We start from the raw sequence: 13,497 nt of genomic DNA on the forward strand, positions 1-13,497 counted from the left end.
CGGTATGGAGGGCCATGCCGCGCGCCGCCGGAAGCCTTGCCGACCAAGCCTATGACCGATTCCGCGAGGGGCTGCGGAATGGCGGCCTTCGCCCCGGGCAGCGCGTGCTGGAGGTGGAACTGGCGGAGCGGCTGGGGATGAGCCGGACGCCGGTGCGGGAGGCGATCCGCCGCTTGCAGGCCGAGGGGCTGATCGCGCATGGGCCGGGCGGTGGGCTCTGCGTCGCCCGCTACGACCATGCGGAGGTGGCCGAGCTCTACGGCATGCGCGAGGCGCTGGAAGGCACCGCGGCGCGGCTGGCGGCGCGGCAGGCGGGGCGGCCGGACATCCTGCTGCTGGAGGCGCTGGTGGCGGCGGAGGCCGGGCTGCCGCCGGAGGCCGTCGCCGAGCACAACCGGCGCTTCCATCGCGCGCTGCATCAGGCGGCGCATAACCGCTACCTGCTGCGGGCGCTGGCGCCGATCGGCGATGCGCTGCTGCTGCTTGGGCCGACGACGCTCGCGCATCCGGGACGGGCGGCGGCGGCCAGGGCGGAGCATGCGCGGATCGTGGCGGCGGTCGCGGCGGGGGATGCCGATGGGGCCGAGGCGGCGGCGCGGGCGCATATAGCAGCGGCGCATGCGGCGCGGTTGGCAATGGCGGCGGAAGAGCCGGTGTGACGAGAGGGGCTCTGCCCCTCTCGAGCTCTCCCCGCCAAAGGCCGAAAGGCCTTTAGAAATCACGAGTTAGGGGGAGCGCAGGAGGACCACGCTGACGTTGTCGCGGGCGCCGCGGGCGACGGCGGTGTCGATGATGGCGGCGGCCGTCGTCCCCTGGGTGAGCATCGCGGCCAGCTCGTCTTCCGGCAGCGCCTTGAACAGACCGTCGCTGCAGAGCAGCAGCAGGTCGCCGGGGGCGATGCGGCCGCTCACCTTGTCGAGCACCAGCTCGCCGCTGGCACCGACGGCGCGGAGGATGACATTGGCCTGCGGGTGGCCCTCCGCCTCCGCCTCGGTCAGCGTGCCCTGGTCCACCATCTCCTGCACCAGGGAGTGGTCGCGAGTGACGCGCTGGAGCAGGCCGTCGCGCATCAGGTAGGCGCGGCTGTCGCCGGCCCAGAGGCAGGCGAAATGGCCATGCCGGGCGAGCAACAGCACCACCGTGGTGGCGATGATACGCGCCTCACCGAGTGCCGCGGCTTGGGCCTGCAATTCGGCATGGACGCCGGCGAGGCGGAGGCGGGCCTGGGCGAGCATCTCGGCGGCGGAGAGGCCGGGGGGGATGGCCTCCAGCGCGGCGGCGACGGCTTGGCTGGCGACATCCCCGGCGCCATGGCCACCGGCGCCGTCCGCCACGGCCCAGAGGCCGAGATCGGGGCGGTGGACCAGGCTGTCCTCGTTCCGCTTGCGTACGGCGCCGGGATGGGTCGCGGCGTCGGAGACGAGACCGGGCTCGATCGATGGGCTCATGGCCGGGCATCCAGCAGCAGCACGAATTCGGCGGGATCGGGCAGGGCGGGGAGCGGCCAGACGAGGCCGGGCTCGGCCGCGGTCCACCAGCCGGGCTCGGGTGCCTCGGCGGGGTCGGCCTCGCCAGGGGCGGGGAGGAGCGCGGCCAGCGCGTCGGCGGTCAGCGATTCGGCCTGGGCGTGGTGCAGGGCACCCTCCAGCAGGGCGAACCAGGGGGCGGGCCAGAGCGGGATGCCGGGGGCGGTGGCGGCGAGCGTCAGAGGGAAGCGGCGGCCGACGCTGTCCATCGAGCAGGCCATGACGCCGGCCACGGCCTCCGGCCCGCAGGTGCCGGGAGGGAGGGCGAAGCGCCAGGTGGGGGCGGCGGCCCAGACGGCGTCGAAGCCATCGCCGAGGCTGTCGCGCGCGGCGGTCATGCCGGCTTGCAGCCAGGCATCCCAAGGTTCGCAGAAGCTCGTCGGCAGACCACGGCGCACGAAATCCCCATGCGCCGGGAGCTTGCCATGGAGACCGGTCACGGCGCGAGTTGCGGGCATCGGAATTCCTGCAGCTCGCGGAGGCCGAAGGGGTGGATGCTGCTGCCGGTGCGCAGCTCGAAGACGATGGAGCGGTCGCCCTGGGTCACCGTGGCGCGCAGCCGGTCGGCCTGGCCGGTCGATTGCAGGGTCGTCTGGCGGCCGGCGACCAGCCTGAAGGCGGACCAGCCGCTATCGAGGCTGAGCGGACCGGCGGAGGAGGCGGGCTCGAAATTGAGCGTCAGGTTGCCGCGGCTCGGCCAGCCGAGCGGGATGGGCCGGCCGGGGCCGCCGCGCGGCATCTCGTAGCGGGTGCCGTCCACTTCGAGGATGGCGCCTTGCGCGTTCGGGTCGAGGCCCTGGGGGATCAGCTCGAAGCGGAGGCCGCCCATCATCGCGCCGCCGGGGAAGAAGGCGTCGCGGATGGCCTGGGCACGCTCGAATTGCAGCACGTCGGCTTGCGTCACCGGCGGGGCGAGGCCCGCCGTCGCCACCAGCCGCCAGGGGCGCTGGGTGGTGTCCACATAGGGGCGGACCCATTGGGCGAAGAACTGGTCGAGCGCGCCGCCCGGGCCGAAGAGCCGGGCGAAGTCATCGATCGGGATGTCCTGGGCCGAGTCGCGGCGGAAGGGGAAGGGGATGCCGCGCGGGTCGGCGAGCGCGCGGCAGACTGGGCCGAGCGCCTGGCCGCCGGCCGCGGCGATGGCGGCCTTGGCGCCGCCGCTGCGCTGGGTGGCGGTCGATTGGCCAAGGGCGGTCAGCCAGCGGGCCAGCGGCTGGGGCTGGCGGGCGGCTTCGGCGAGCAGGCGCTGGCCGGGGTCGAGGCCCGCGGTCGGTGCCGGCACCACCGTCCCCGGCGGGGAGGAGGCGAGGCGGGCGACCTGGACGTAGAGCTCGTTGACGATGGCGAGGACGCCGTCGAGCGGCTGGCCGGCGGCGGTGCGCAGCGCCTGGAAGCGGGTCTCCACCACCTGGGCGACGGGCTCGGCGCCGGTGGGGGCCGCGGCCTGGCCCTGGGCGGCCTGGACGCGCTGGGCCTCGGCGCCGCGGCCGGGGGCGGCCCAGCCATCGGGCGGGGTGCCGGGGGAGAGCTGGCGGGCGGCGGCGCGGAGCAGGTCGCGGATGGGGGAGGTGGGCGCGCCGAGCACGTTCAGCCCCTCGGCGGCGTCGGTCAGGTTGCGGAAGGGGGGAAGGACGAGGTCGTCGAGCATCGCCTGCCAGGCGCGGGCATATTCCTCGGCGTAGAGGGCGAGGACGGCGGCTTCGAGCCGGGCCGGATCCTCGGCGCCGGTGGCCCTTGCCTCGGGACCGAGCACCCAGGCCTCGCCGGCGGCGGCGCGCACGGCATCGCCGAGGGCGGGCATCAGCCCCTTGTAGAGCCCGTCCACGGTGTAGAGGCCGGGGACGCCCTCGGTCAGCGGGCGGCCGGAGGCGCGGGTGAAGAAGCGCTGGCCGGCGGGGCCGACCGCCTCGGCCGGCGTCCAGGGGCGAAGGGATTGGCCGAGGGGGCGGAGGCGGGAATAGACGCGCTCGGCCATCGGCAGGCGGGAGAAGACGCGGCGGGCGCCATCGACCAGCGCGCCGTCGAGCGGGTAGGCGGAGAAGTCCATCGCCAGCAGCGCGTCGAGATGGCCGAGGAGCGCATCGCGCTGCGGCGCGCCGGTGGCGCCGGGGAAGCTGCGGAGCCAGTCGGCCAGCAGCCATTCGCGGACCAGCGGCTTGTCGAGCGGGCCCTGGCGGCCGAGCATCAGGTAGACGCGCGTCGCTTCGTAGAGATAGTCGGGGCGCTGGAAATTGGCGCGGATCTGCGCCTCCAGCCCGGCGAGTAGGCGGGGCAGCATTACCCGATCGAGGGTGCGGCGGTAGGCGGCTTCGGCGCCCGTCGCCAGCTCGGCTTCCTGCGAGAGGCCGAGGCCGCCGCCGGGGGTGCGGGCGGCGTCGGGCAGGGGCTTCGCGGAGTCGAGATAGGGAAGGACGGCGGCGAGGTTGGCGTCGAGCACCGGGTCGAAGCGAACGGTGCGGCCGGCGCCCTCGGCCTTGGCGAGCGCTTCCTCGAGGGCGGCGGCGCGGCGCTGCTCGGCGGTGTAGGCGCTGTAGGACCAGGCGAGGCCGCCGAGTGTGACCACGGCGGCGAGGGACCAGGCGCCGATCGCCACCAGGCGGCGTCGGCGCTCCGCCCCGCGGTCGCGGGCGGCGAGGCGGGCCTCGTTGAACACCACCTCGCGCAGCAGCCGACCGAGGAAGAAGCTGCGGCCGCGCTGACCGAGCACGCCAACGGGGCGGCGCGGGTCGAGGCCGAAGGCGCGGCTGAGGGCGCCGGTGAGGCGGTCGATCGGCGTGCCTTCCTGGGTGCCGGAGGCGAAGTAGACGCCGCGCAGCATCGGCGCCGGGTCAAGCCGCGTGCCGCCGAAGGCGGCCTGGACGAAGCCGCCGACCGGATCGGCCAGCGAGGCGACCTGGCCGGGGAAGGCCATGATGGCGGCGCGCTGGGAGGGGCCGCGCTCGGCCTGCAGGCGCTCCAGCAGGCGGGCCTGGAGGCGGGTCATCAGCGCGGCGAACTCGCCGGCGAATTTGCCGGAGCTGCCTTCCGGGCCGGACTCGAGCGGGAAGGTCATGCCCCAGACCTGGGCGCGCGTCTCCTTGTCGAGGTCGTCGAAGAACTCGGTGAAGCCGGAGAGCAGGTCGGCCTTGCTGACCAGCAGGTAGACGGGCAGGCGCTGGCCGAGCTTCTCCTCCAGCTCCTTGATGCGTTTGCGGACGGCGCGGGCGTGGTCCTGGCGCCCTTGCGCATCGAGCTTGCTCAGCATGTCGACGCCGAAGCAGACCAGCACGCCGTTCAGCGGCTGGCGCGGGCGGTTGCGGCGGAGCATGGCGAGGAAGCGGTCCCAGCCGGCCTTGTCGGCGGCGGCGTCGCTGTCCTGAGTGGTGTAGCGGCCGGCGGTGTCGATGAGGACAGCGCGGTCAGTCAGCCACCAGTCGCAGTTGCGGGTGCCGCCGACGCCGGCGACGCGGCCCTCGGCCAGCGGGAATTCGAGGCCGGACTGGGCGATCGCCGTCGTCTTGCCGCTGCCGGGCGGGCCGATGAAGACATACCAGGGCAGGTCATAGAGATAGCCGCCCTTGCCGCCGGTGGCCTGTTTCAATGCGGCGAGGGCCGCCGTCAGCTTCTCGCGGAGCGCGGCTTCCTCCTCGGCGCTGGCCTGGGCCGTGGGGTCGGGGGCGGCGGCCTCGGCGACCAAGATTTTGTCGCGCTTCGCCCGGCGGAGGCCAATCAGCGTGACGGTGACGAGGAAGACGATGACGGGGAGCGCCGCCAGGGCGAGGCGGGGGATGAAGGATTCGAAGGGGTAGAATTCGCCGGCCCCGATCAGCGGGCCGTAGACCCAGAAGAGCGCAGCCATGGCGAGCGCCGCGACGAGGCCGGCGAGCGCGGGGACGGAGCCGAGGACGGAGAGCAGGGCTTCCATCAGCGGGCGCCTCCGTAGTTCACCACCACTTCGATGCGGCGGTTCTCCTCGCGGCCGTCGGGCGTCGTGTTGGCGGCGACAGGTTCGCTCTCGCCGCGGCCCTCGGAGGTGAAGCGGCTGCGGTCGCCGCCGGTGGCCGTGGCGATGACGTCGAGGGCCGACTGCGCGCGGGCGGCGGAGAGGTGGTAGTTGGAGGGGAAGCGTGCCGTCTTGATCGGCTGGTTGTCGCTGTGGCCGAGGATTTGCACCGAGCCGGGCTCCTCACGCAGGGCCTCGCCGATGCGGTTCATCAGCGGCAGGAAGCGCGGGTCGAGCGCCGCGCTGCCGGAGGCGAACATGCCGCGGTTGCGGATGCGGACGACGACGCGGTTCGGGTCGGCGAGCACGGTGACGAGGCCCTGCTGGATCTCGGGGGCGAGGAACTGGCGCAGGCGCGCGGGCAGGTCGGGCCGCGCGGGTGCCGGGGCCGGTGGCGGCGGGGCGGGGGGCACGGGCGGGGCCGAGCGTTGGATGGTCGGCAGGGCGCCGGGGGGCAGGGCAGCGAGGCGGGCGAAGAGATCCTCCGAACGGCTGCCGAGGCTGTTGGCGAGGCCAGCATAGGCGATGCCGAGCACGGCGACGGTCATCACCGCGGCGACCCAGCTCGGCACGCTGCGGCTGGTGCGGCGGTGTGGGGCGTCGACGCCGCGCCAATGCGGGGAGAGCTCCCGCTCATAGGGGCCGCGGAGCTGGACAAGGAGCTGGTAGAGGCCCTCGCGGATGCGGTCGAGTTCCGCCGTGCCGCGCGGGGAGAGGCGGTAGCGGCCTTGCAGCCCGAGGGCGAGGCAGAGGTAGGAGACTTCAAGCGCCTGGCGGTAGCGGCCGGGGTCCTTCTGCATCCCGGCAAGCATGTCGAAGAAGCGGTCGCCGGCCTTCACCTCCTGATGGAAGGTGGAGACGAGGGAATGGGCGCCCCAGCCGCTCTGCTGGCCCCAGGGCGTCGCCATGGCGACGTCGTCGATGGCGGCGCAGAGGCCGTAATGGGCGGCGCGGATTTCGTCCGGGTTGATCTCGGCGGTGCGGGCCTCGGCCTCGAAGTTGCGCACGGCGCGGATGGCGCGCTGGCGCAGCTCCTCCGGGTTCGGGACATGGACGCTGGCGACGAGGCGCGAGAGCAGGTCGAGCAGCGGCGCGGCGGCGGCGGAGAGCGGGCCGAGGCCAGTCTTCGGCAGGGTCTCCGCCTCGCCCGCCATGCGGGGTGTCGGGCCGAAATCGGGGACGGCAGGCGGGGCGCCGAAGACGGGCGGAGGTGTCGCGGGTGCGGCGGCGGGCATCGGCGCGGTGGCGCGGGTGGGGCCGCGCACCACCGTGCGGTCGCTGTCGTCGGGCTCGGAGAAGGGATTGTCGCTCATGCGAGGATCGCCCAGAGCTCAATGCGAAGATTGGGGAATTCACCGGCGACGTGGATGGCGAAGCCGCCCGAGGTCTGCATCTGCTGCCAGTGCGGGCTACCGCGATCCAGCTCGAAATAGGTGGCGCCAGCGTGGAAGGGAATCTGGCGCGGCGCGACGGGGAGGGGGCGGACGGCGATGCCGGGGAGGGCGACGTTCACCAGCTCGCGGATGTGCTCGACGGCGCCGATCTTCACCTGGTTGGGGAAGAGGCGGCGGAGGTGCTCGGAGGGCATGTCGGCCTGGACGGAGAGCACGAAGGAGCCGGCGCGGAGCCAGTTGCGGTCGGTGATCGGGCCGATGCGCACGCCGTGGCGGGCGTCGCGCAGCGGGATGGAGACGGCGTTCTGGTCGATATCGGCAGAGAGGGCGCGGCGCAGATCGGCGATCACCGGGGCGAAGCTGCGTTGCAAATCCTCGTGGCGGTAGCCGGGATAGGAGGCGGCGCGGCGGTTCGGGTCGGTGAAGGTGGCCAGTTCGCCAGCGAGCTGGACGAGGCCGCTGTAGAGCGCTTCCGGGTGGATGTTGCCGGCATCGGCCCAGTGGGCGAGCAAGGGCTGCCAGCGGTTCAAGGCCTGCAGGAGAAGGAACTGGCTGACATCGGCGACGCCGCGCGAGCCGGGCTGGGCGAGGCGCCCGGCGAGCGCTTCGGCGCGCTGGCCGATCATGCCGACCAGCTCGGCGACGAGGTTGGCCAGCGGGGCGGCGGCCGAGATGCGGAGGCAGGTGGGGATGTAGCGCTCATCGACGACGACGCGGCGGTCGGCCTGGACCTCGACGATGCGGGCGATGCCGATGCCGGTGAAGCCGGCGCGCTCCTCCGTCTCCAGCATGAAGCGGAGGCGCGGGCGGCCGACCTGGAGTTCGGCGGGGAGGGTGCTGTCGGAATGGGTGTCGAAGGCCTCGAAGCTGCGCAGCGCGTAGCGGGCGCCGCCGCTCTCCGGGCCTTCGGTGAAGGCGACCTCAGGGCTGCCGGGCTGGCGGAGCGGGGCGGCGAGGTAGACGACGGCGTTGCGGGTGCCCTCGGGGAGGTCGAGGGGCACCGGCTGGTCGGCCTGGCCCGGGATGGCGAAGGGCGTGCCGTCCTCGAGGACGCCGGCGGCATTGGCGAGGGCGAATTTGCCCGCGCCGAGCAGGTCGCGGTCGAGGGAGAGTTCCGTCACTCCCCAGGGGTGCGGGCGCAGCGGTGCGGTGCGGGCCTGGAGCAGGTGCTCCAGGTAGCGGTCCTGCTGCTGGAAGTGCTGGGCGCGAAGGAACATCCCCTCCTGCCAGACCACCTTGTCGTACCAGCTCATGCCCCGAACTCCCCCCGGCGGTGCCGGCTACCGCCCGCCATCCTTGCGCGACGCTTCCTCATAGGCCCGCGCGAAGGCCTTGCCGAAGGCGCTGTCGAAATCATCCTCGAACTGGTCGAGCAGTTGGGCGTGCTGCGCCTTGTAGGCCTCCCACAGGCGCTTCTCCCTTGCACCGAGGAAGCCGCCGCCCTTGTCGGCCGCCTCGATGCCGGCGGGCGCCAGCTTCTCGAGCAGGGCGCGGGCGGCGGCCTGGGTCGCGGCGAGCGAGGCGACCTGATGCGCATTGAGGTCGGCGACCGTCTCGTCGACGGCCTTCACCTGCGGCTTCGGGCCGAGCAGGGCGGCGAGGGCGGCGTCGTCGGTGGCGGCGAATTTCAGCGGGTTGTTGCCGGCGACGCGGAGCATCGTCTGCTCGATGCGGAATTCGCGCTTCACATCGGCCCGGGCGATCAGCAAGGCGCGGAGGCCGGCGACGGCGGCGCGAAGGCTGGCGCCGGCGGCGGTGAGGGCGGCGGCGGGGTCGGCACCGGCGAGGGCGGTCGGCGGCAGGCCGGCGCCTTGCAGCAGCAAGGCGAGGGCGGCGTCGGGGGCGAGCGGGGCGGCTGCGGGTGGCGGCGCGGCGGCGCGATTGGCCGGGGCGGGGATGGCAATGCTCGGCACGCCCTCCTCGGCGAAGGGATCGGCCGGCTCGGGCGCGGGCGGCGCGTCGGCCGGCGGGTCCCAGGCGGGCATGGCAGTAGAGGGCGAGGCGGCGATGGCGGGGCGCGGCGCGGCCGGCAGTGGCGTGGCGGCCGGGATGGGCGGCGCGGCGGGCGGCGGCGCCTTGGGCGCGAGGTCGAAATCGAGGTCCCAGTCATCCGGGAGCGCCGTCGCCGCCGGCACCACCGCGCGGGGCGGGGTGAAGGCGTCTGAGGCCGCCGGCCGGTGGTCGGGCATCGGCGCGTCGTCGATGAAGGGGTCGAAATCCGCCGGCAGGGCGACGCCGCCGCTCGGCAGGGCCGGGGTGGCGAAGCCAGGAGAGGGCGCCATCGACGGGGCCGGGGCGAAGGGATCGGCGAAGGGGTCGGGCACGGCGCGGCCGGTGCCGGGGAGGGGCGATGCGCCCCAGCCGGAGCCGCTGCCAAAGCCCTGCTGCGCGGCGGCGCTGATCCGCACCTCGATCTCGTAGCTGCCGAGGCGGAGGCGGTCGCCATCCGAGAGGGAAGCGACCAGGTCGCGGCCGATCGGCGCCGTCGCGTGGTTGAGGAAGGTGCCGTTGGTCGAGAGGTCGCGTACCTGCCAGAAGCCACCACGGTACTCGAGGACGCAGTGGCGCTTGGAGAGCACGCGCTCCGGGTCCTGCAGCTGCCATTCGCATTCGAGGCCGCGGCCGATGGTGAGGTCGCCACCGGAGGAATGGCGGCTCTCGGGCACCGCAGCCTCCGGGCAGCGCAGCACGTTGAGGGTCAGCTGCATCTCAGCTCACTATGACGGTCGGGTAGCCCAGGACGACACTGCCGCCATGCGCCGTCATGCTGCCCATATACGCGGCGGGTTGGCCTTTGATGAACACCTTGAAGGAGCCGAGCACGATGGCGTCGGGCGGGCCGACGCAGACGCACATGTCGCCGACGCGGGCGGCGGGCAGGCCGCCGATCAGCACCGTCACCCCGCCCGGCGGCAGGATCGGGCCGCCGACATGCGGGACCGGGCCGGTGAACATGGGGCAGACATGCATGTCGGTGATGCGGGAGGCGGGGGGCATCAGCCCTCTCCTTCGGGCGGCAGGCGGCCGGCGCCGCCGGTGCCGATGTCGCGGGCGCTGGCGATGAAGCGCGGGTAGCGCGCCGGCGCGCGCTCGGGCGCGATGCGGACGGTGGCGAGCACCACCGCGCCGGCGACGGCGACGCCGGTGAGGTGCTCGGCGGGCGGGACCACCGGCTGGCCCTCGGGCGACATGCTGCCGCCGGACCAGAAGGCGCCGACCGCGGCCCAGGCTTCCGTGCTGCGGAAGGCAGCCTTTTCGGCCGCGGCCATGGCGGCGCGGCGGGCAGCTTCGTCGGGGCGGCGGACCCAGGCTTCGGCGGCGTCGAGCGCCTGGGCGTCCTCGGGCCGGGCGGCCGGGTCGGGCACGGCACGGGCGCACATGCAGGCCCACCAGACGGCCTCGCGCTTCGGCAGGGCATGGGCGAGGAGGCGGAGCGCCTCGGTCATGCGGCCGGCGCCTTCGAGCCGGGCGAGGGCCGCCTCGGCATCGGCGAGGCCGGCCAGCAGCGCGCTGCCCTCGGCATCGAGCTCGAGCCGGGGGAGGAGGGGGGAGAGGGCCACCAAGAGCTTGGAGGCGGTGCGTGTCGCGCTCATGCCGCTCAGCCGATCATCACGATGGCGCCGGAGGCCTGCAGCATGGCAGTGCCCTTGACCGTGGTCATCAGCCCCTGCGCGTCGAGCTGCATGGTGCCGTTGAGCTTGACCATCATGCCGTCGATGGTGACGCCCATCTGGTCGATCTTCACCTGCGACGCCCCGACCTTCAACGTGATGCCCTGCATCGCCTCGATGGTGACGGCGCCAAGCGAGGTCTTCACGCTGTAGCTCCCCATGTCGAGCGTCGTGCTCATGGCGCCCATGGAGAGCTTCAGGTCGTAGTTGCCCATCTTCAGGGTCTGCGAGAGGTTGCCGGTGCTGAGCGTGTAGGTGTCGTTGCCGGTCTTGATGGTGGTTTCGCGGTTGCCGGTATTGACCGTCAGCGTCTCGTTGCCCTCGATCGTCGTGGTGCGCTTGCCGGTCTTGACGAGGCGCGTCTCGTTGCCGTTGCGCACGGTGGTGTCGAGGTCGTGCTTCACCAGGACGTTCATGTCGAACTCGGCCTGGAGATAGACCTCCTCCGAGCCCTTCTTGTCCTCGAAGCGCAGCAGGTTGGCGTTGTCCTTGCCGCCGCCCTTTGAGGAGCGGGTGGTGATGCCGCTCTGGGTGTTGAGCGAGGGCATGGCGTAGGGCGGCGGGGCTTCCTGGTTGTGGAGGCTGCCGAGGACCACGGGCTTGTCCGGATCGCCGTCGAGGAAGCCGACCAGCACCTCGTCGCCGATGCGCGGCAGAAACCAGGTGCCGCCCCATTTGCCGGCCCAGGGCTGCGAGACGCGGACATAGCAGGAGGTGTTCTGGTCCTTCTTGCCGTAGCGGTCCCAGAGGAACTGCACCTTCACCCGGCCATGCGCGTCGCAATGGATCTCCTCGCCGGAGGGGCCGGTGACGACGGCGCTCTGCAGCGCGGGCATCGCCGGGCGGCGGCGGGGTGCGGCGTTGCGCCAAGTGCGGTCGGCGGGGATGGCGACGAAGCTGTTGCCGTAATGCGACTGGCCGTCGCCGACCAGATGCGTCTCGTCCATCGCCTCGTGGCGGAGGGCGGTGATGATCCAGGGCGTCGCCGCGCCGTCGAGCCCGTCCTGCACCTTGACCTTGCCGCCGGCGAAGAGGGCGGCGACCTGAGTGTGGCCCTCGGCCGAATCGGCGCCTGCCTCGTTCTGCTCCATGCCGAGGAGCGCCGGGTCCATGTCGCCCTGGGCGGCCTGGCCGGCGCCCCAGCGATAGACCTCCCAGCTGCTGGCATTGGGCGTGCCGAGCATGGTGGAGGCGTTGGCCTGCAGCAGGGTCGAGGGCTTCAGCATGTCGAAGTCGCGGGCGACATGCTTGCCCGGCTGCAGCGTGCCGGAGACGCGCCAGTCGGTGACGGCGTCGGCCTCGTTGGGCGCGGCGCGGACCACCAGCGTGCTGTCCGGCACCGGCGGGAAGTCGGCATTGGCGCCGGTCACCGTCAGCGTGTGGTCGCTCTCGCCATGCTGGAAGAAGTAGCCGGCGCCGACCTCGTCCATCAGCCGGCTGGCGAAGTCGAAATCGGTTTCATGGAACTGCACGCAGTAGGGACGCGGGGCGGAGGGCAGGGTGCCGAAGCGCGCCGGGGCGACGCTCGCCTCGCCGAAGAGCTTCTGCAGGATGGCCTGCACGGACTGGTCCTGGAAGATGCGGCAATCCGCCGTGCGGGTCATGTTCCAGAGCAGCGGCACGGCCTCGAGCCGGTAGGCGGTGAGGTCGCGCTCATGCCCGGCGACCTTGGCGAAGCCGCGGACCATGCCGTTGAAGTGCCGCGGCGGCTGGGTGCCGAGGGTGACGGTGCAGGTGACCGACTTGCCGAGCAGGTCCTTCGGCGTGAGGGCGGCATTCGCCGAGAGGACCTCCGCCTCGATGACGAAGGGGCGGCCGATCGCTTCCGTCACGCTGAGGTGGCGGAGCACCAGAACGTCGGGCCCGAGCGGCGAGGTGATCCCGAGGAGCCTGCCCGACTGGCTGATCTCCGACGAACCCGACATACTCCCCCCTGCGCCCCGTTCCGCTATCATACAGTCCCTACTTCCGGTGGAATAGCGCGATCCAGCCCTGGCCGGCGGGATTTTCGCGACGACGTGAGCATTATGGCGACGGGTGTGGGCCCTGGGGGCTGGGCGGCGGCCGGGTATTTGACCGGTGGGCTCGCCTCCGTGAAGCTGGATGCCTCCGGGAGGACCGAACCCATGACCGAACGCCCCTTCACCCGCGCCGATCTCGATCCGCTGCGGCGCTGGGACACGCCGACCATCTGCAACGCGCTGGAGCTCGTCGCCCCGGCCCGGCGAGGGCGCGGCTTCACGCTGAAGCCGTTCACCGTCGCCGACCCCTCGCTGCCGCCGCTCTGCGGCCTGGCGCGCACCGGGCAGATCCGCGCCGCCGCGCCCTCCGGCCGCACCCGCGAGCAGGACCGCGATGCGCGCATCGGCTGGTACGACTATGTCGCCGATGCCGACCTGCCGACCATCGTCGTCATCGAGGACCTGGACGAGAGCCCGGGCATCGGCGCCTTCTGGGGCGAGGTGAACAGTGCCATCCACAAGGGGCTCGGCTGCCAGGGCTGCGTCACCAGCGGCTCCTTCCGCGACATCGACATGCTGGCGCCGGGCTTCCAGATCATCGGCGGCATGGTGAACCCGAGCCATGCGCATGTGCACATGGTGGATTTCGGGCGCGACGTGATCGTCCACGGCATGCCCTGCATGCATGATGACGTGGTGCATGCCGACCGGCACGGCGCCGTCGTCATCCCGGCAGAGGCGGTGCGGCAGCTGCCGGAGGCGATCGACCTCGTCGCCCGGCGCGAGGCGGTGATCCTCGAGATGGCCAAGCGGGACGACTTCGACATCCACAAGCTGAAGGAGGCGCTCTCGCGGGCGGACGAGATTCACTGAGGAGGGCGGGCGCCTGCTTCCTCGCGCTGCTGCTGGCCGGGACGGCGGCGGCGGAGCCGGGCTGGGAGGAGCGGCTCGGCCTGCTGGCGC

Annotated in this window: 11 protein-coding genes; 2 read left to right on the plus strand and 9 right to left on the minus strand. The window is 73.0% G+C overall.

The features are described 5' to 3' along the window. Window positions 1-14 precede the first annotated feature (14 nt). Window positions 15-659, plus strand: a complete 645-nt coding sequence (locus tag EP26_RS03855) for a GntR family transcriptional regulator (protein ID WP_043335980.1) — start codon at window positions 15-17, stop codon at window positions 657-659. A gap of 66 nt (window positions 660-725) precedes the next feature. Here EP26_RS03855 and EP26_RS03860 read toward each other — a convergent pair whose 3' ends face one another. The 9 genes from EP26_RS03860 to EP26_RS03900 are packed head-to-tail and all read right to left on the minus strand — an operon-like array spanning window position 726 to window position 12,498. Beyond that, window positions 726-1,448: a PP2C family protein-serine/threonine phosphatase gene (locus EP26_RS03860; RefSeq protein ID WP_245624283.1), complete on the minus strand. Its 723-nt coding sequence runs from the start codon at window positions 1,446-1,448 to the stop codon at window positions 726-728. Beyond that, window positions 1,445-1,984, minus strand: coding sequence for a type VI secretion system-associated protein TagF (gene tagF / locus EP26_RS31635; RefSeq protein WP_052388764.1), 540 nt, complete (start codon window positions 1,982-1,984; stop codon window positions 1,445-1,447). The genes EP26_RS03860 and tagF overlap by 4 nt, the downstream gene beginning before the upstream one ends. Continuing rightward, window positions 1,963-5,430 (minus strand): type VI secretion system membrane subunit TssM, encoded by a 3,468-nt coding sequence (tssM, locus tag EP26_RS03870; RefSeq protein ID WP_052388765.1) that lies wholly within the window; start codon window positions 5,428-5,430, stop codon window positions 1,963-1,965. Before tssM ends, tagF begins: the two co-directional genes overlap by 22 nt. Further along, the gene (gene tssL / locus EP26_RS03875; protein WP_043335985.1) at window positions 5,430-6,821 is read right to left on the minus strand and encodes a type VI secretion system protein TssL, long form; all 1,392 of its coding nucleotides are present in this window, start codon (window positions 6,819-6,821) and stop codon (window positions 5,430-5,432) included. The genes tssM and tssL overlap by 1 nt, the downstream gene beginning before the upstream one ends. Next, window positions 6,818-8,155, minus strand: a complete 1,338-nt coding sequence (gene tssK, locus EP26_RS03880; protein WP_043335988.1) for a type VI secretion system baseplate subunit TssK — start codon at window positions 8,153-8,155, stop codon at window positions 6,818-6,820. Before tssK ends, tssL begins: the two co-directional genes overlap by 4 nt. A 27-nt stretch (window positions 8,156-8,182) precedes the next feature. After that, window positions 8,183-9,610 (minus strand): type VI secretion system-associated FHA domain protein TagH, encoded by a 1,428-nt coding sequence (gene tagH / locus EP26_RS03885; protein ID WP_043335991.1) that lies wholly within the window; start codon window positions 9,608-9,610, stop codon window positions 8,183-8,185. Window position 9,611: 1 nt separating this feature from the next. After that, a complete protein-coding gene (locus EP26_RS03890; RefSeq protein ID WP_043335993.1) occupies window positions 9,612-9,899 on the minus strand; it encodes a PAAR domain-containing protein in 288 nt (95 codons plus the stop codon). Further along, a complete protein-coding gene (locus tag EP26_RS03895; protein WP_043335995.1) occupies window positions 9,899-10,495 on the minus strand; it encodes a DUF6931 family protein in 597 nt (198 codons plus the stop codon). Before EP26_RS03895 ends, EP26_RS03890 begins: the two co-directional genes overlap by 1 nt. Before the next feature lie 5 nt (window positions 10,496-10,500). Continuing rightward, window positions 10,501-12,498, minus strand: coding sequence for a type VI secretion system Vgr family protein (locus tag EP26_RS03900; protein ID WP_043335997.1), 1,998 nt, complete (start codon window positions 12,496-12,498; stop codon window positions 10,501-10,503). Between the two features lie 201 nt (window positions 12,499-12,699). Here EP26_RS03900 and EP26_RS03905 point away from each other — a divergent pair, with 201 nt between their 5' ends. Further along, window positions 12,700-13,407, plus strand: coding sequence for an RraA family protein (locus EP26_RS03905; protein WP_043335999.1), 708 nt, complete (start codon window positions 12,700-12,702; stop codon window positions 13,405-13,407). The last annotated feature ends 90 nt before the right edge of the window (window positions 13,408-13,497 follow it).

Origin of the sequence: Belnapia moabensis DSM 16746 (assembly GCF_000745835.1) — a bacterium.
In the GTDB taxonomy this organism is placed as follows: Bacteria; Pseudomonadota; Alphaproteobacteria; order Acetobacterales; family Acetobacteraceae; genus Belnapia; species Belnapia moabensis.